Below are 17,047 nucleotides of genomic sequence, written 5' to 3' on the forward strand. Positions count from 1 at the left end.
AGCGCCCCCAACTTGAAAAAGACGTGTTAAGGAGTGGATAGTGTGTCAGAAGAAAAAGTATATGACGTGATTATTATCGGCGCGGGTCCTGCTGGGATGACGGCCGCTGTATACACATCAAGAGCAAATTTGTCGACATTAATGATTGAAAGAGGAATTCCAGGCGGGCAAATGGCCAATACGGAAGATGTGGAAAACTATCCTGGTTTCGAAAGCATTCTCGGACCTGAGCTTTCTAACAAAATGTTCGAACACGCGAAAAAATTCGGCGCTGAATACGCTTATGGCGATATTAAAGAAGTGGTTGACGGCAAAGAGTACAAAGTGGTAAAAGCCGGTTCTAAAGAATATAAAGCACGTGCAGTGATCATTGCCGCAGGTGCGGAGTATAAGAAAATCGGCGTGCCTGGCGAAAAAGAATTGGGCGGACGCGGTGTATCTTATTGCGCGGTATGTGACGGCGCTTTCTTTAAAGGCAAAGAGCTTGTCGTTGTCGGCGGCGGAGATTCCGCTGTGGAAGAAGGCGTGTATCTGACACGTTTCGCTTCAAAAGTAACGATTGTTCACAGACGTGACAAACTCCGTGCGCAAAGCATTCTTCAAGCGAGAGCATTTGATAATGAAAAAGTTGACTTCCTATGGAATAAAACCGTGAAGGAAATTCATGAGGAAAACGGCAAAGTCGGCAGCGTAACGCTTGTTGATACAGTAACCGGTGAAGAAAGTGAATTCAAAACAGACGGCGTATTCATTTACATCGGCATGCTTCCTCTGTCTAAACCGTTTGAAAATCTGGGCATTACGAATGAAGAGGGCTACATTGAAACAAACGCCCGCATGGAAACAAAGGTTGAAGGGATTTTCGCTGCCGGAGACATTCGCGAAAAATCACTGCGCCAAATCGTAACGGCTACAGGAGACGGAAGTATTGCGGCACAAAGCGTACAGCATTATGTCGAAGAGCTCCAAGAGACGCTGAAAACTTTAAAATAAAAAGGCTCTGTCATACGAGTTTCACATTACGTTACTGGGTTTTAATTCCGCTGTAACAGTTGTGTAATGCTTTTCAGTTATGATTAATAACGTAATTGACCCCCTTTTTATAATGAATACACTTTTTTGGCACGGATTCTCCAGTTATCCGTGTCCTTTTTTTGTCCAAAAATAAAAGGCGGTTGCCTATTCCATTAAAAATCACCTGAATTCATGAATGAATATGCTGTAAAATAGAAGAAAAGATTGTCAATGTCTCTTCATTGTGAGAGGCATCTTGAAGCGGTATAATAAAGAGACGATGACAGGACGAGAAGGTTAGGTGAACGCACTTGCAAAGAGTGACAAATTGTGTGCTTCAGACGGATGACAAGGTCCTTCTGCTGCAAAAGCCGAGACGCGGCTGGTGGGTCGCGCCGGGAGGCAAGATGGAGAGCGGGGAGTCAGTCAGAGATTCCGTCATCAGAGAGTACAGAGAAGAGACAGGTATCTATATCATAAACCCTCAGTTAAAAGGCGTTTTTACCTTTATCATTAAAGAAGGTGACCAGATTGTCTCTGAGTGGATGATGTTTACGTTTGTCGCTGATTCATATACCGGACAAAATGTATCCGAATCAGAGGAAGGCAAATTGCAGTGGCACAATATCGAGGAGATTCAACATTTGCCTATGGCCCCGGGAGACGGCCATATTCTTGATTTCATGATGAAGGGCCAAGGGCTGCTGCACGGCACCTTTACGTATACACCGGACTTTAAGCTGCTCAGTTATCGTTTAGATCCGCAGCATATCAAGTAAAAAGTACAGTCAGGGGGGAGAAAGATGAGCGTTAGTGAATCACATGATATTCAGCTAGTCATTATAACCGGAATGTCGGGAGCGGGAAAAACGGTCGCCATTCAAAGCTTTGAAGACCTCGGCTATTTCTGCGTCGATAATCTTCCGCCTTCATTGCTTCCGAAATTTTTAGAGCTGATGAAGGAATCAAATTCGAAAATGAGCAAGGTTGCGCTCGTGATGGATTTGCGCGGCCGTGAATTTTTTGACCGGCTGATTGAGGCGCTGGATGAGATGGCGGAAAATCCGTGGATTACTCCTCGTATTTTATTTTTAGATGCAAAGGATTCGATTCTCGTCACGAGATATAAAGAAACGAGACGTTCGCATCCGCTGGCATCGACTGGCCTGCCGCTTGAGGGCATTGGGGTGGAACGGGAGCTGCTTGAGGAATTAAAAGGCCGCTCTCAAATCATTTATGATACGTCAGACATGAAGCCGCGTGATTTACGTGAAAAAATCGTACAGCACTTTGCGTCAAACCAAGGAGAAACATTTACCGTGAATGTCATGTCATTTGGTTTTAAATACGGTATCCCGATTGACGCAGACCTCGTTTTTGATGTCAGATTTTTGCCGAATCCTTACTATATTGAAAGCATGCGTCCGCTGACTGGCAAGGATAAAGAGGTTTCCTCTTACGTTATGAAGTGGAATGAAACGCAGAAGTTCAATGAAAAATTGATCGATCTGCTGAGCTTTATGCTGCCTTCATATAAAAGAGAAGGAAAAAGCCAGGTTGTCATTGCGATCGGCTGCACAGGGGGCCAGCACCGCTCTGTGACACTTGCCGAACATTTAGCTGATTATTTCAAGAAGGACTACTATTCTCATGTTACTCACCGGGACATTGAAAAGAGAAGCCGGAAATAAGATGGAACAAAAACCGAAAATCGCAATCTTTGGCGGCGGTACGGGTCTTTCTGTATTGCTCCGGGGCTTGAAGCATAAACCAGTTGACATTACGGCCATTGTGACAGTTGCCGATGATGGAGGAAGCTCCGGGCGTCTGCGCAATGAACTGAAAATTCCGCCACCCGGAGACATCAGAAACGTGCTTGCCGCTTTATCCGATGTGGAGCCGCTTGTTGAAGATCTCTTTCAGCACCGCTTCAATAAGGGGAATGACTTAACAGGCCATTCTCTCGGGAATTTGATTTTGGCAGCGATGACGAATATAACCGGTGATTTTTTTCACGCTGTCACAGAAATGAGCAAGGTGCTGAATGTAAGAGGAAAGGTTTTGCCAGCTGCTAATGCCAGTGTCGTTCTGCATGCAGAGATGGAAGACGGCCGCGTGGTCTCAGGCGAGTCCACGATCCCAGCGTACGGACAGCGCATTAAGCGTGTGTTTCTGACGCCTGAACATATTGATCCGCTGCCGGAAACGATAGAGGTAATCAGGGAAGCGGATTTGATTATTATCGGCCCGGGAAGCCTTTATACAAGTATTCTTCCCAATTTGCTCGTTCCAAAAATCGGGGAAGAAGTCATAAAGGCGCCGGCGAAAAAAGTATACATTTGCAACGTGATGACTCAGCCCGGCGAAACGCTCCATTACACCGCTGCTGATCATGTAAAAGCGCTCAATCAGCATATGGGCTGCGATTTCATTGATACGATATTAGTGAACAGTGAAGACATTCCTGACGAAATCAAACGTAAGTACGAAATGGAATCGGCGCGTCCTGTTGATTTTGATATCGAAGAGCTAAAAGCGCTGGGGCTGGAAGTTATCAGAGATCAAATCGTAACGCATAAAAATGACGTAATTCGTCACGATACACATAAAGTGGCCTCTCTTCTTGTCGATTTACTAAAAGAATGAAGCCTTGAAATGAGGTGGCTATATGTCATTTGCATCAGAAACAAAAAAAGAATTAACGAATTTGGAAGTGAAAGACTGCTGCATTAACGCAGAGCTGTCTGCGCTTATCCGGATGAACGGAGCATTATCCTTTACAAACCGCCATCTCGTACTTGATGTTCAAACTGAAAATGCGGCAATTGCCCGCCGCATCTATACATTGCTGAAAAAACAATATGATGTGTCGGTCGAGCTGCTGGTCAGAAAGAAAATGCGGCTGAAGAAGAATAACGTCTATATTGTGCGTTTTTCGGAAAAGGCCAAAACAATCTTAGAGGATTTAAAAATACTCGGGGAGAATTTTGTGTTTGAACGAAGTATTTCGGAAGAGCTGGTCAAAAAGAGATGCTGCAAACGTTCTTATATGAGAGGGGCATTTTTGGCGGGAGGTTCGGTCAATAATCCGGAAACCTCCTCGTATCATTTAGAAATCTTCTCTCTTTATAAAGAGCATAACGATTCATTATGCGACCTGTTAAATGAGTTTCAGTTAAACAGCAAAACGCTCGAACGGAAAAAAGGCTATATCACTTATTTAAAAGAGGCTGAAAAGATTACCGAGTTTCTGAACGTCATCGGCGCCCACAATTCGCTTCTGCGATTTGAGGATGTCAGGATCGTCAGGGATATGAGAAATTCGGTCAATCGCCTCGTGAATTGTGAAACAGCCAACTTAAACAAAACGATCGGTGCTTCGCTCAGGCAGGTGGAAAATATCAAATACATCGATGAAAGAATCGGCTTGGATGCGCTTCCTGAAAAGCTTCGGGAAATCGCGCAGCTGCGGATTGATTATCAAGAAGTGACGCTGAAAGAACTAGGGGAAATGGTAACAAGCGGGAAAATCAGCAAATCAGGGATCAATCACAGACTGAGAAAACTTGACGAAATCGCAGAACAGCTGCGGACAGGGCAAACCATCACTTTAAAATAACCGTAAAGAAAAGGGGAGATCTTATGGTTCAACAGAAAGTGGAAGTTCGATTAAAGACAGGACTGCAGGCGCGTCCTGCTGCTTTGTTTGTACAAGAGGCAAACCGGTTTACGTCAGATGTGTTTCTTGAGAAGGATGGGAAAAAAGTAAATGCAAAAAGCATCATGGGGCTGATGAGTCTTGCGGTAAGCACAGGCACTGAGGTTACCTTGATTGCCCAGGGAGAAGACGAACAAGAGGCGCTGGAAAAGCTGGCTGCTTATGTTCAAGAAGAAGTTTAGGTGATAAAAATGAGTGACTTTTTAAAAGACTGTTTTCAGAAAATCGGCTGGGAGAAAGACCATGTCAGCTTCGGCGATCTCCCCCTTTTTATCAGAGCAATGGCATACCGTTTTCCATTTGAAAACCGTGCCGTACTCGCAAAAGAGAATTATAAGGTAACAAAAGAAGAGTTGTGGCGCCGTCTGGTCAAAGAACAACGCGGCGGCCTGTGCTACGATTTAAATGGTTTGCTTTATTTTGTCCTGCGTGAGGCCGGATTTCATGTGAAGCTCATTCGGGGAACGGTTTATGCAGGAAAACAAGAAGAGTGGGCATTAGACGGAACGCATGCTGCTGTATGGCTGTCTGCGGAAAAAGGCGAGTACATCGTTGATATCGGCTTCGGCGTCAACCTGGCGCTCCAGCCGCTACCACTTTCTGGAGAAATGGTGCAATCATCTGTCGGGTCATTCCGAATCAAAGAAGAAGAAACAGAAAAGGGCAGCCATGTTCTATTGATGGACAAGGGAGATGGCTGGCAAATCGGTTACGCTTTTACCCTTGATGAGAGCGATATCGGTGATTTAGATGACATGAAGGACATGATTCACTCTCATGAAAAATCTCCTTTTAACAAATCACTGCTCGCTTCAAAGCTGACACCGAACGGACGGATGGTCATGACAGACCGCCATTTCACGATTCATGAAAACGGCGGTGAAGGCCAAAAACGTGACATCGGCCCTTCAGCGTTTGAAGAGAAATTAAATACTTATTTTTTGTAACGTGAAAAGCTTGCAGCATGTCTGCAAGCTTTTTCTTATGAACATATAGTGATTACTACATCAAATGCATCATCTGGAATATACAGTTTTCCCTTTTCATATTGATAAGGAATTTGATGCTCTTTAAAGCACTCTTTTTCGTATTCAGTTAGTGTATCCCCAATTTCTATGTATTTCCCGGTATAGTTGGGCTGACACGCTCAAAGAATTGACGTTATTGTCAGAAGCAGCATGATTTTCTTCATGACGACACCTGCTTAACAGCAAATTTTTTCCTTTTTATTCTATCATAACGTATGGAAAAAGACCATTTGCGATTCCGCCACATGCTATAATGAATTTTGGAATCTTCTAGAAAAGTCACCGCGACATACATGTAAGGGGGATAAACGTGTATCGGATTTTGCTTGTGGAAGATGATGACCGGATTGCTTCTTTGCTGGGCGGCCATCTTCAAAAGTACGGATATGATGTGAAAATAGCTGAACAGCTGAATGATATAAAATATGAATTTATAGATATGAAACCGGATCTTGTCCTGCTTGATATCAATCTTCCTTTTTTTGACGGGTTTTATTGGTGCAGGCAAATCCGTACCATTTCCAATGCGCCGATTATCTTTATATCGGCACGAACCGATGAGCTGAATCAAGTCATGGCGATTGAAAATGGGGGTGATGATTATATCACGAAACCATTTCATCTAGAGGTAGTGATGGCCAAGATCAAAAGCGTCATTCGCCGCACATATGGTGAATACTCGCCTTCTTTGTCACAGGAATCAAGAATAGTGGAGGTTGGCGGGCTCACGATTTATCCTGATCAGAATGAGGCGGAGTGGAACAGCACCCGCATTTATTTTTCACAAAAAGAATTCCAGCTCTTATCCATTTTCGTGAAAAAACATAAAAAAATCGTCTCCCGTGATGAATTATTGGAGGCGTTATGGGATGATGTTGATTTTGTTGATGATAATACGTTAACGGTCAATGTCAATCGGCTGCGGAGAAAACTGGAAAATGCCGGTCTGAAAAATTGTATTACAACGATCAGGGGACAAGGCTATCAATTTCAAGTCAATCGGAAGGATGAACCGGAGTGTTAAAGACTTATCTCATCGACCGCTTAGCCATTATTTTATTTGCATTATTAGGGATAGGGGCCGCCATGCTGATTGCGTATTTAAGCATCATAGAGAGCGGCACAGAGCCTCCCGCAGAAAATATGATGTACATATGGATTTTGCCCGGTGTCCTTTTAGCCGCCGGTTTTGCCGCTGATTATGTTCGGCAATTTTCCTTTCTCACTTATGTCAAAAAGCTTTCGGAACAAGCGCCTTCTTCGAATGACATCGGCCAGTCATTGAAAGCCCGAAAGCCAAGAACTCGAGAGCAGGCGCTTTGGACGAACATGATCAACGCACTTGGTCGGCAATACGAAGGCAGGCTCTCACATTATATGAATCAGCAAAAACAGCATTATACCTTCACCAATCAATGGGTTCACCATATGAAAACACCGGTTTCTGTCATTTCCTTAATGATTCAAGAAGGAAAAAACGGGACCGCTTCTTCTTTTCCAACATTTTTAGAGGAGCTGGAGGATGAAAATGAGAGATTTCGCCATGGGCTTGATATGATGCTGCAGACGGCCCGGCTGGAGGAATTTGCGTTTGATGTAAGGCCGCAAACTTTCGATTTAAATGAGCTTCTCCGTTCACTTATTAACCAGGAAAAACGGCAGTTTATCAAACGGCGCCTTTTCCCAACATTACATGTGCCGCCAAACCCCGTTCAGATTTCCAGTGACCAAAAATGGCTTTCTTTTGTTGTCGGGCAGATCCTTTATAATGCCTTGAAATATTCAAGGCAAGGGGTGGGAGACCATATTACAATCCGGATAGAAACAGAGGGCCATGAAACGCGCCTGTCAGTTAGTGATGAAGGCATTGGCATACCGCAACAGGACCTGCCGCGGATTTTTGACGCGTTTTTTACAGGGGAAAACGGAAGAAGCATGAAAGAGGCAACGGGAATGGGTCTTTATTTAGCAAAACAAGTGTGCAGCCGGCTTGGCCATCAGCTGTATGCAGAATCAGAAGAAGGGACGGGCACTGTGATGACCATCGTGTTTTCAAGTGACACCCTAGTGAATGTGACATCATTGTAAGGTTGGAGAGCGGAATTGCAAGAAAGTTCGATGGGAGGCTGCCGACTTCCTTTTTATAATAAAGAAAAAGGAGGAGCAGAACATGAATGTGCTACAAACTACAAACCTGTCGAAAACCTACTTTTCAAATAAAGGAACGATATCATATCAAGCCCTCAGCGACTTTGATCTTAGTGTGGCGAAAGGAGAATTTGTCGGAATTATGGGGCCGTCGGGAAGCGGAAAAACCACGCTTCTGAATGTGCTGGCTACCATTGATAAGCCGACCCAGGGTGAGATGATGATTAACGGCATTCAGCCGAAAACGTTAAAGGATCAGGAGCTGGCTCTGTTTCGCAGAAGAGAACTCGGCTTTGTCTTTCAGGATTTTAATCTGCTTGATACGCTGACCGTTCGGGAAAATATCCTGCTGCCGCTCGCACTGGATAAGGTAAAGCTGAGAGAAATGGAAGCCCGTCTCGATGAATTGGCTGATGCATTGCAAATCAAGCATATTCTCGACCATCGGACTTATGAGGTGTCGGGCGGGCAGCAGCAGCGCGCAGCATGTGCCAGAGCCATTATACACAATCCGGCGCTCATTCTAGCCGATGAGCCGACTGGCAACCTTGATTCAAAATCGGCAAAGCAAGTGATGAACACGCTGGCTCAGCTGAATGAAGAAAAGGAAGCGACGATTCTACTGGTCACACATGATGCAACAGCGGCGAGCTTCTGTAAACGGATTGTCTTTATTAAGGATGGCCGTTTCTTTTCAGAGATTCACAGAGGAACAAATCAGCAGGTGTTTTATCAAAGTATATTGGATACCTTGAGCGTGTTGGGAGGCGATTTTCGTGAATTTGAGAACCATCGCCCGTAAAAACATACTTGGGAACCTGCAGCGATATGTCGCCTATTTTTTAAGCTGTGTGTTTGCCGTTTCGGTGTTTTTTATCTTCACATCTTTCATTTTTCATCCGGATGTCAATGAAGACAATATATATGGCGGTAGCCTTGTCAAAACGTGCCTGAGCGCGGCTCTTGTCGTCATCATTGTGTTTTGTATATTTTTTATCTCCTATTCGAATTCGGCGTTTTTGCAGGCGAGAAAGAAAGAGTTTGGGCTGCTGACACTGTTCGGAACATCAAAACAGCAGCTCCGCAAGATGATTTATTATGAGCAGTCTCTGATCTCTCTTGCGGCGATTGCTGCTGGCATTGGAGCGGGGATGTTATGTTCAAAGCTGTTTTTCATGATCATGACATGGATGCTCAGCGTGAAGGTTCCCATATCGTTTGTCATTGTGCCGAAAGCGTTTGTGATGACGGCTGCGGGCTTTCTCATCCTGTTTCAGGCATTGCTCATTTTATCGCTGGCACGGATTCGAAAGCTTGAAATCATTGAGTTGATGAAATCGGCCCAAAAGCCGAAAAGCTTACCGGCCTATTCGAAATGGCTCACTGTGCTGTCCTTGTTATGTCTCGCTGGCGGTTATTATCTGTCTGCCACTGCTAATGCGATTGATATGGTATTTCGTGTTTTTCCGATTTTGATTCTCGTGTTAATCGGGACGTATTTCTTTTTTACACAAAGCGGTGTTGCATTTTTCCGCATGCTGTACAGAAAAAAACACAGTTTCTATAAAGGCACGAATATCATTGTCCGTTCCAATATGATCTTTCGGCTGAAGGATCACGCCCGCATGCTGTTTTTAACGTCTGTCATAACAGCGGTCATACTTACAGCTACAGGTGTCATCTATATGTTTTATGCCGATTTGCAAAGGCAGGAGGAGCAAAGCATTCCTCAGTCTGTTGCATGGGTGGAAAAAGACGCTTCCCATTTTCAGGTGATGGAGCCTGCAAGAGCGGAGAGCACACTGAGAAAAGCCGGTGCTGAAATCAAGTATAAAGTAAATGCGACAGGGATTCCTGTCACTTTTCAATCAGACCTGCCGTATAAAAACAAGAAAACGGAAGCGAAAGCCTTGCTGATTTCAGAGAAAATCTATAATCAAGTCGCAAAGGAAAAAGGTTTCCCTGTTATTCATTTGCAAGAAAATGAAGCGTTTATCAATGTTCCGTTTCAGATGATGGTGAAAGATACATTTGGAGAAGGGGAAACAGCAGCATTTCAGATGAAGTCAGGAAAAACACTTTCCTATGTCATGAAAAAGCAGCAAAACAAAGGGATATTGATGTCAGTCGGTGGAGTCAGCCGTTTATTGGTCGTCAGCGAAAAGAGCTTTGCCAGCCTGTCACAGGATGTGCCGCTGAAGCAGCAGATGCGAGTAGTCGGTTACGAGCTTGAGCATTGGCAGGAGACGGTGGATGTCTCTAAAAAACTTGAAAACATGGTGCCGAAAGAACATATATCTGATTTTCAAACACGTGCCCCTAGTTATCAGATTGTAAAGCAGGCCGTGGCATTAACGCTGTTTATAGGAATGTTTGTCAGTGTGCTGTTTTTTGTCGTGCAAGGAAGCATGCTGTATTTGCGGATGTTTACGGAAATAGAGGATACGAGGGTACAGGTGTTGGCATTAAAGAGGATAGGAATTACGGACAAAGAGATTCATGCCATTCTAGGAAAACAAATGGGGTTTTTGTTCTTCATCCCATTTATTGCGGGTACCATTCATGCAGGATTTGCGTATGCGGCGTTAAGCAATATGCTGTCGTCAAACTTATTTATGGAGGCCGTACTGGTCATCTTCGTTTATTTTGTGTTTCAGGCGGTATATTATCTTGTCACCCGCCACATCTATAAGCGTGCCGTTCTGCAGCATATTCCATTTTAACACCCGGTCTGTATCAGACCGGATGTTTTTTTATTATTGAAATTCTCTAGTGAGATGTTTCGGTGTTTGCCCTTGGATGGCTGCGATCATGTTTTTGGCAGCCTGTTTGCACATGTTGAAGCGCACTTTTGCTGTTGCGGAACCGATATGAGGAAGCAGCGTGACGTTATCCAGCTGTAAGAGCGGATTATCTTGTGTGACAGGCTCTTTTTCGTATACATCTAAGCCGGCTCCCCTAATCCAGCCTTCCTGAAGGGCGCGAATCAATGCTTTTTCATCAACTGTCTTTCCCCGGGAAATATTGACGAAAATTGCTGAATCCTTCATCATCTTAAATTCGCGTTCTCCTATCATGTGATACGTTTCATCAGTCAGCGGCGTAATGAGCAAAATAAAATCAGACTGTTCGAGCAATGTATCAAGCTCAGCATACTTGACGCCGATGCTGTCTTCCGTGTCTTGTTTGCGGTGGCGGTTATGATAAAGCACTTCCATATCGAAGCCGAATTTGGCGCGTTTTGCGGCTTGTTCACCGATTCTGCCCATCCCGATAATGCCTAATGTCTGATGATGAACGTCAATGCCGAAAAGCGCTTCCTCATCAACTGTTCCCCATTTTCCGGATCTGACGAATCGGTCCAGTTCAGCAACACGTCTGGCGGAAGATAGAATCAGAGAAAAGGCCAAGTCCGCAACTGTGTCATCCAGTGTATAAGGTGTATGAGTGCCGGCGACACCACTTTCTTTCATGGCTTCTATATCGAAGTTATCATAGCCTACGGATTGGTTGCTGACCACCTTGAGCTTTGGCGCATGCTTCAGCAATTCACGATTGATTGACGGTCCGGACGTTCCTGACGTTAAAAGCCCTTCTGCTTCTTTTAATTTCTCAAATAGCACGTCATTTGGAAGCGTATCCTCCCTCCATATTTCATAACGGCAATGTTCACCGATGAATGATTCAATCTCTTCAGGAATCGGTTTAGTGATAAATACAAATGGTTTCAAAAAGGCTCCCCCTTTATGGCTGTTGTCTATTTTATTATATCGGAAATAAATATTTGTTAAAATGATAGCTGTGTTCAATTTAATTTCTGGTTCTTTTGAACTTAAAATGAATCTGAAAACTGGGTAAACAGTTAAAATTGCTTTAAAAAGTTTTTTAATTATCTGAATTCACCTATATTTTTTGTCAGACAAACCACGATTATGCGAGCTGAATCCAGACTATAGGATTCAATAAATATAAATTTTATTATCTTTGAAAGATATAAATGTGTATGTTTTGTTTCTACCGTCCATTTATAGTGTCTTTTTTTGAAAGCCGTTTCACTTCGTGTTCCTATGCTATAATTCCTTACTGTAAGCTGGGTAAGAAGGCTTGCAATATCATATGGATGGGAGATGAATCAAAATGGTTTCTTTAACATCAATTTTGGAACACAATCAGCGGTTTGTCAGAGAGAGGAAGTATGAACCGTACAAAACGACAAAATTTCCTTCAAAAAAGCTCGTCATTGTCACCTGTATGGATACACGGCTCACCGAACTTCTTCCGCAAGCAATGGGACTGAAAAACGGCGATGCTAAAATTGTAAAAAACGCGGGAGCCATCGTTTCTCACCCATTTGGAAGCGTGATGCGCAGCATACTGGTCGCGATTTATGAACTGCAGGCTGAAGAGGTGTGCATTGTCGGCCACCATGAATGCGGGATGTCTGGACTGAATGCGTCCTCGATTCTCGAGAAAGCAAAGGAACGCGGAGTGGAAGAGAGCTGCCTGAATTTGCTGGCGAGCGCCGGACTTGATTTGAGAACATGGCTGACCGGTTTTCACAGCGTAGAAGAAAGCGTTTCCCACAGTGTGAATTTGATCAAGAATCATCCGCTGCTGCCGAAACAGGTGCCGGTTCACGGTCTTGTCATTCACCCTGAAACAGGAAAACTTGATGTGGTCATTAACGGTTATGAAACTGAGCTCATAAACATTCAATCATAAGGGGGGTTATAGCAAAATATGCGATTCTCAGGGAGATTCAAGGACTATAATTTACAGAAATTTCAGAAAGACTTGATTGCAGGTATCGTAGTAGGTGTCGTGGCAATTCCTTTAGGGATGGCGTTTGCCATTGCCTCGGGAGTTCAGCCTGAATACGGGCTGTACACTGTTGTTGTGGCGGGGATTTGCATTTCTTTGTTTGGGGGCTCCAAATATCAAATCGGCGGTCCGACAGGCGCCTTTGTCCCGATTCTATTTGGCATTGTGATGCAGTACGGCTTTGAGAACCTGCTGATCGCAGGGTTTATGGCGGGAGTGATGCTGGTGCTGTTCGGGCTGTTTAAGCTCGGAAAAATAATGAAATTCGTGCCGAAACCTGTTATCGTCGGTTTTACAGCCGGGATTGCCGTGCTGATCTTTACAGAGCAAATCGCTAATTTTCTTGGTTTGAGTCATGTTGAGAAACATGAGAATTTTCATCACAATATGTTTGAAATTGCACAGAACCTTGGCACCTTTAACGTGTATGCCATTTTGACAGCGGTGATTGGGCTCGTCATTTTGCTTGTATCCGCGAAAGTGATGCCGAAAGTGCCTGGCGCTTTATTGGCGCTTCTTATTTCGACATTGGTCGCCGTTGTCTTTTTCCCTGACCGCATGGCAACGATCGGGTCAACGTATGGAGAAATTCCCCGTCATTTGCCGGAATTTCAGTTTCCTGAGCTGACATTGGATAAAATGGTGATGCTGTTTCCGGCGGCGCTTGTCATCGCGCTTCTTGGCGGCCTTGAGTCGATTTTGTCCGCGATGGTCGCTGATAACATGAAGGGCTCAAAGCATGACAGCAATAAGGAGCTTGTCGGCCAGGGAATTGCGAATATGGCTGCGCCGCTGTTCGGCGGAATCCCGGCTACGGGAGCGATCGCCAGAACGGCGACCAATATTAAAAACGGAGCGGTTTCGCCTGTTTCCGGCGTCGTTCACGGTGTAGTCGTTCTTCTTGTCCTGCTCGTATTCGCGCCTTTTGCATCCCATGTGCCACTTGCCAGTATGGCGCCGATCCTCATGGTCGTCGCATGGAATATGAGTGAGCGCAAGGAGGTCGCGAATATGCTGAGGCTGAAGACCGCTGATTCCTTTATTTTGGCGGCCACCTTTGCGCTAACGGTTCTGTTTGATTTAATCGTCGGTGTGGCAACCGGCTTGCTCCTCGCATTTGTGTTCTTCATTAGAAGAATGAGCGAAGCGACCCGCATTCACAATCAGGAATCGCATCCTGTTTTGGCGAATGCGGCAAAGAGAGAAGACCCGTCTGTCAGCATGTATACTATAGAAGGGCCGCTGTTTTTCGGGTCCATTGATTCGCTTGAATCTTCACTGCTGGAGCATGTGCAGAAAAAGCCGAAGACCCTTATTCTGCACATGAATAAGGTGCACTACATGGATACGTCGGCTGAAGCAGTGCTTGGGAACATTATGAACCGAATTAAACGCCACAACGGAAAGCTGATGATTGTAGGATTGCAGTCGCAGCCGAAGGAGCTGCTGCATAAAACAGGCCTGTTTCACAAAATAGGAAAACAACATTTCTTTGATCATCATGATGAAATCACAGGTTAAAAAAAGCGGCCATTGCGGCCGCTTTTTCATACATGCTCAAAACGTTTGGTCAGTTTTTCTTGGTGGGTTTTGATGACCTCTTCTAAGGAGACATCGTACATATCAGCAAGGATGGCGATATTACCAATGACATCTCCCATTTCCTCAATCAATTCTTGTTTTTGCTCAGCGCGTGTCGATTCTTTCTCATCAGGCCGGTCTCTCCCGATTTCATATGCTCTGACAGCACGGGCCAATTCTCCGGCTTCCTCCATTAAAAAGCCGACTCGAATAAACGGTCCGTACTCTGTCCAGCCTCTTTTTTCGTAAAATTCCTTCATCCATTTCTCCGCATCAGTCAGCTGCACCATCATCACTCCGCATTCTTTATGTATTTCATATTGATATTATCACATGAAGATGGGACAATATATAGTGTGTTTTTGAATGTCTGGTACGATATATAGATGTGGAGATGAAAAAATGAAAACCATTTGTGTATTTGCGGGGTCAAACCCGGGGGGAAATGAAGCGTATAAACGAAAAGCGGAAGAGCTTGGCGCCTACATGGCTGAGCAGGGAATCGGCCTTGTCTATGGGGGCTCCCGGGTAGGCTTGATGGGCGCGATTGCTGACGCAATAATGGAAAACGGCGGGACTGCGATCGGGGTCATGCCGAGCGGTTTGTTCAGCGGGGAGGTTGTCCATCAAAACCTGACTGAGCTGATTGAAGTAAACGGGATGCATGAACGGAAAGCCAAAATGAGCGAGCTGGCTGACGGTTTTATCGCCATGCCGGGCGGTTTCGGTACATATGAAGAATTGTTTGAAGTGCTTTGCTGGGCACAGATCGGCATCCACAAAAAGCCGATCGGACTGTACAATGTCAACGGATATTTTGAACCGATGATGAAAATGATCAAATACAGCATTCAAGAAGGGTTTTCTAACGACTCGCACCTTAAGCTGATCCACAGCTCTTCACGGCCGGATGAGTTAATTGAGCAAATGCAGAACTACTCGTATCCGATTTTAGAGAAAAAGTGGACGGAAATCTAAAAAGTAATGAAAAAACCTGCAAGAGACATAGCTCTTGCAGGTTACAGTATTACTTTTGCTCTTCTGTGTTGCGAGTCAGAATTTTATCAATCAAGCCGTATTCGAGCGCTTCTTCAGCAGACTTGAAGTTATCGCGGTCTGTGTCGCGTTCGATCACTTCAAGCGGCTGGCCAGTACGCTCAGCAAGAACTTTGTTTAATTTGTCGCGAAGCAAGAGAATGCGTTTCGCGGCAATTTCAATTTCTGTCGCCTGACCTTGCGCACCGCCAAGCGGCTGGTGAATCATGACTTCACTGTTTGGTAGCGCATAGCGTTTGCCTTTTTCTCCGGCAGCAAGCAGGAACGCGCCCATTGATGCAGCCATACCGATACAAATGGTAGATACCTTCGGCTTAATAAACTGCATGGTATCATAGATCGCCATACCGGCTGTAATTGAGCCGCCCGGGCTGTTGATGTAAATAGAAATATCTTTTTCAGGGTCTTCCGCTTCTAAGAATAAAAGCTGTGACACGATGGAGTTCGCAACGTTGTCATCAATCGCAGATCCAAGCATGATGATACGATCCTTCAATAGACGAGAATAAATGTCATACGCTCTTTCCCCGCGGTTCGTTTGTTCAATGACTGTAGGTATTAAATTCATAATGCTCCTCCTTCACCTTTTAGGTAAGTATGTAGTTACATGATACATTTTTGGTCAATAAAGGTCAAACAAAAAGCTGGCTTGACACGCAAAGTCTTCTCTTTTTCCCATTTTCCCCAAAAACACAAGGGTTCAAACCATCGTATGCCAGATTGTCAAATAAGATGATGTGATAGATGAAAAAACGGTCTGCTGAAATAGAGGGTTGTTATTTGGATGAACTTATCGTATAATGGGTTGTGCTGACGTTCTCATTACGCAGTCAATATGCGCTCGTAGCTCAGTTGGATAGAGCGGTGGTTTCCGGTACCACGTCTGTCGGGGGTTCGAATCCCTCCGAGCGCGTCCAATAGAACAGCAGAAAGACAAGGGTTTGGCATTTTGCCTCTCTTGTCTTTTTTGTTTGATGTTAAAAATTTTTCTCATCGGTACATACATTTTCCTCCTGCTGGGCACGTTAGAGATGTGCGATATTGAGATTTGCAAGGAGGATGAAATATGGGTATTTTAAGCGGAAATCCGCAAGAGGAACCGATGCATTACGGTGAAGTTTTCAGCTTGTGGAGTTATGTGATGGCAGGCAACAAAATGGTCAGCAATTACCAGATGTTATTGCATCATGTCGGTGATGACGATTTGAAAAAACTGCTTCGTGAGTCCATTGAGAAGTGCCAAGATGAAGTGAAACAAGTCAGCAGCATCCTGAAGGAAAACGGGGTGGCGCTCCCGCCGGCTTCTCCTGAACCGCCGGCTGCGGATCTTAATGATATTCCGCCGGGTGCGCGGTTTCTCGATCCGGATGTGGCAGTCTCCTCAGCAGCGCAAAATGCCGCAGGGCTAGTGGCATGCAGCAAAATCATGGGAGAGTCAATTCGCGAGGATATTGCCATGATGTTTGGGCAGTTCCATATCTCTAAAGCGGCAACCGGCGCAAAATACTTAAGGCTGCTAAAAAACAAAGGCTGGCTTATCCCGCCGCCGCTTCATCTTCACAATCATCAAGACGAGGCTTAATGGCAAGGGCATATACAGTTGTATATGCCTCAGCGTGTCGACAAACCCTCGCATTCGTTGTCAGGCCTGCGCGTCGGTGCTCACGAATGACGAAAGGAA

Annotated in this window: 18 protein-coding genes, 1 tRNA gene and 1 pseudogene; 16 read left to right on the forward strand and 4 right to left on the reverse strand. The window is 44.8% G+C overall.

All coding sequences use genetic code 11. The features are described 5' to 3' along the window. The first annotated feature begins 42 nt into the window (after positions 1–42). From trxB to SC79_RS12980, 7 genes are all read left to right on the forward strand, one after another. The gene (gene trxB, locus SC79_RS12950; RefSeq protein WP_039075405.1) at positions 43–993 is read left to right on the forward strand and encodes a thioredoxin-disulfide reductase; all 951 of its coding nucleotides are present in this window, start codon (positions 43–45) and stop codon (positions 991–993) included. A 332-nt stretch (positions 994–1,325) separates the two neighbouring features. Continuing rightward, positions 1,326–1,793, forward strand: a complete 468-nt coding sequence (locus SC79_RS12955) for an 8-oxo-dGTP diphosphatase (RefSeq protein WP_039075406.1) — start codon at positions 1,326–1,328, stop codon at positions 1,791–1,793. Between the two features lie 24 nt (positions 1,794–1,817). Next, positions 1,818–2,705 carry an RNase adapter RapZ gene (gene rapZ / locus SC79_RS12960; protein WP_039075407.1) on the forward strand — a complete coding sequence of 296 codons (888 nt, stop codon included), beginning with the start codon at positions 1,818–1,820 and terminating at the stop codon, positions 2,703–2,705. Between the two features lies 1 nt (position 2,706). After that, positions 2,707–3,660, forward strand: coding sequence for a gluconeogenesis morphogenetic factor (gene mgfK / locus SC79_RS12965; protein ID WP_010328705.1), 954 nt, complete (start codon positions 2,707–2,709; stop codon positions 3,658–3,660). A gap of 22 nt (positions 3,661–3,682) precedes the next feature. Next, positions 3,683–4,633 (forward strand): DNA-binding protein WhiA, encoded by a 951-nt coding sequence (whiA, locus tag SC79_RS12970; protein WP_039075408.1) that lies wholly within the window; start codon positions 3,683–3,685, stop codon positions 4,631–4,633. 23 nt (positions 4,634–4,656) lie between these two features. Then, the gene (locus tag SC79_RS12975) at positions 4,657–4,914 is read left to right on the forward strand and encodes an HPr family phosphocarrier protein (RefSeq protein ID WP_003219835.1); all 258 of its coding nucleotides are present in this window, start codon (positions 4,657–4,659) and stop codon (positions 4,912–4,914) included. Further along, positions 4,915–5,679, forward strand: a complete 765-nt coding sequence (locus SC79_RS12980) for an arylamine N-acetyltransferase family protein (RefSeq protein ID WP_082022695.1) — start codon at positions 4,915–4,917, stop codon at positions 5,677–5,679. Positions 5,680–5,714: 35 nt separating this feature from the next. Here SC79_RS12980 and SC79_RS20105 read toward each other — a convergent pair. Further along, positions 5,715–5,924: pseudogene (locus SC79_RS20105) on the reverse strand (hypothetical protein). 146 nt (positions 5,925–6,070) lie between these two features. Between SC79_RS20105 and SC79_RS12985 the strand changes: the two are divergent. The 4 genes from SC79_RS12985 (at position 6,071) to SC79_RS13000 (ending at position 10,631) form a co-directional block, all read left to right on the forward strand. Continuing rightward, entirely contained in the window at positions 6,071–6,784 is a 714-nt protein-coding gene (locus tag SC79_RS12985; protein ID WP_039075409.1) for a response regulator transcription factor, read from the forward strand. After that, on the forward strand, positions 6,778–7,848 hold the full coding sequence (locus SC79_RS12990; RefSeq protein WP_039075410.1) for a HAMP domain-containing histidine kinase: 1,071 nt from the start codon (positions 6,778–6,780) through the stop codon (positions 7,846–7,848). Before SC79_RS12985 ends, SC79_RS12990 begins: the two co-directional genes overlap by 7 nt. An 82-nt stretch (positions 7,849–7,930) precedes the next feature. Then, positions 7,931–8,710 carry a lantibiotic ABC transporter ATP-binding protein PsdA gene (gene psdA, locus SC79_RS12995; RefSeq protein ID WP_039075411.1) on the forward strand — a complete coding sequence of 260 codons (780 nt, stop codon included), beginning with the start codon at positions 7,931–7,933 and terminating at the stop codon, positions 8,708–8,710. Continuing rightward, a complete protein-coding gene (locus SC79_RS13000; protein ID WP_039075412.1) occupies positions 8,685–10,631 on the forward strand; it encodes an ABC transporter permease in 1,947 nt (648 codons plus the stop codon). The genes psdA and SC79_RS13000 overlap by 26 nt, the downstream gene beginning before the upstream one ends. A gap of 33 nt (positions 10,632–10,664) precedes the next feature. Here SC79_RS13000 and SC79_RS13005 read toward each other — a convergent pair whose 3' ends face one another. Beyond that, entirely contained in the window at positions 10,665–11,639 is a 975-nt protein-coding gene (locus SC79_RS13005; protein WP_039075413.1) for a 2-hydroxyacid dehydrogenase, read from the reverse strand. Positions 11,640–12,045: 406 nt separating this feature from the next. On the opposite strand from SC79_RS13005, the gene SC79_RS13010 reads away from it, so the two are divergent. Both SC79_RS13010 and SC79_RS13015 read left to right on the forward strand, forming a co-directional pair. After that, positions 12,046–12,630, forward strand: a complete 585-nt coding sequence (locus SC79_RS13010) for a beta-class carbonic anhydrase (protein WP_039075414.1) — start codon at positions 12,046–12,048, stop codon at positions 12,628–12,630. A gap of 18 nt (positions 12,631–12,648) precedes the next feature. After that, entirely contained in the window at positions 12,649–14,250 is a 1,602-nt protein-coding gene (locus SC79_RS13015; protein WP_039075415.1) for a SulP family inorganic anion transporter, read from the forward strand. 26 nt (positions 14,251–14,276) lie between these two features. On the opposite strand, the gene SC79_RS13020 is transcribed toward SC79_RS13015, so the two are convergent. Next, entirely contained in the window at positions 14,277–14,597 is a 321-nt protein-coding gene (locus SC79_RS13020; protein WP_039075694.1) for a MazG nucleotide pyrophosphohydrolase domain-containing protein, read from the reverse strand. Between the two features lie 115 nt (positions 14,598–14,712). Between SC79_RS13020 and SC79_RS13025 the strand changes: the two genes are divergently transcribed. Further along, on the forward strand, positions 14,713–15,288 hold the full coding sequence (locus SC79_RS13025; protein WP_010328693.1) for a TIGR00730 family Rossman fold protein: 576 nt from the start codon (positions 14,713–14,715) through the stop codon (positions 15,286–15,288). 49 nt (positions 15,289–15,337) lie between these two features. Here the strand turns inward: SC79_RS13025 and clpP are convergent, their stop codons facing one another. After that, positions 15,338–15,934 carry an ATP-dependent Clp endopeptidase proteolytic subunit ClpP gene (clpP, locus tag SC79_RS13030; protein ID WP_003219849.1) on the reverse strand — a complete coding sequence of 199 codons (597 nt, stop codon included), beginning with the start codon at positions 15,932–15,934 and terminating at the stop codon, positions 15,338–15,340. 269 nt (positions 15,935–16,203) lie between these two features. Here clpP and SC79_RS13035 point away from each other — a divergent pair. Beyond that, positions 16,204–16,279 (forward strand) — tRNA-Arg (locus SC79_RS13035). Positions 16,280–16,432: 153 nt separating this feature from the next. Then, positions 16,433–16,948, forward strand: a complete 516-nt coding sequence (locus tag SC79_RS13040; RefSeq protein ID WP_039075416.1) for a DUF3231 family protein — start codon at positions 16,433–16,435, stop codon at positions 16,946–16,948. Positions 16,949–17,047: the final 99 nt, after the last annotated feature.

It is taken from the genome of Bacillus sp. MSP13 (assembly GCF_000815295.1).
Classification (GTDB): Bacteria; Bacillota; Bacilli; order Bacillales; family Bacillaceae; genus Bacillus; species Bacillus vallismortis.

Bases quoted from the DNA above. Each gene is read 5' to 3' on its own strand.
- rapZ (WP_039075407.1), top strand. From the start codon at position 1,818: ATGAGCGTTAGTGAATCACATGATATTCAGCTAGTCATTATAACCGGA.
- mgfK (WP_010328705.1), top strand. From the start codon at position 2,707: ATGGAACAAAAACCGAAAATCGCAATCTTTGGCGGCGGTACGGGTCTT.
- whiA (WP_039075408.1), top strand. From the start codon at position 3,683: ATGTCATTTGCATCAGAAACAAAAAAAGAATTAACGAATTTGGAAGTG.
- SC79_RS12975 (WP_003219835.1), top strand. From the start codon at position 4,657: ATGGTTCAACAGAAAGTGGAAGTTCGATTAAAGACAGGACTGCAGGCG.
- psdA (WP_039075411.1), top strand. From the start codon at position 7,931: ATGAATGTGCTACAAACTACAAACCTGTCGAAAACCTACTTTTCAAAT.
- SC79_RS13010 (WP_039075414.1), top strand. From the start codon at position 12,046: ATGGTTTCTTTAACATCAATTTTGGAACACAATCAGCGGTTTGTCAGA.
- SC79_RS13015 (WP_039075415.1), top strand. From the start codon at position 12,649: ATGCGATTCTCAGGGAGATTCAAGGACTATAATTTACAGAAATTTCAG.
- SC79_RS13025 (WP_010328693.1), top strand. From the start codon at position 14,713: ATGAAAACCATTTGTGTATTTGCGGGGTCAAACCCGGGGGGAAATGAA.
- clpP (WP_003219849.1), bottom strand. From the start codon at position 15,934: ATGAATTTAATACCTACAGTCATTGAACAAACGAACCGCGGGGAAAGA.
- SC79_RS13040 (WP_039075416.1), top strand. From the start codon at position 16,433: ATGGGTATTTTAAGCGGAAATCCGCAAGAGGAACCGATGCATTACGGT.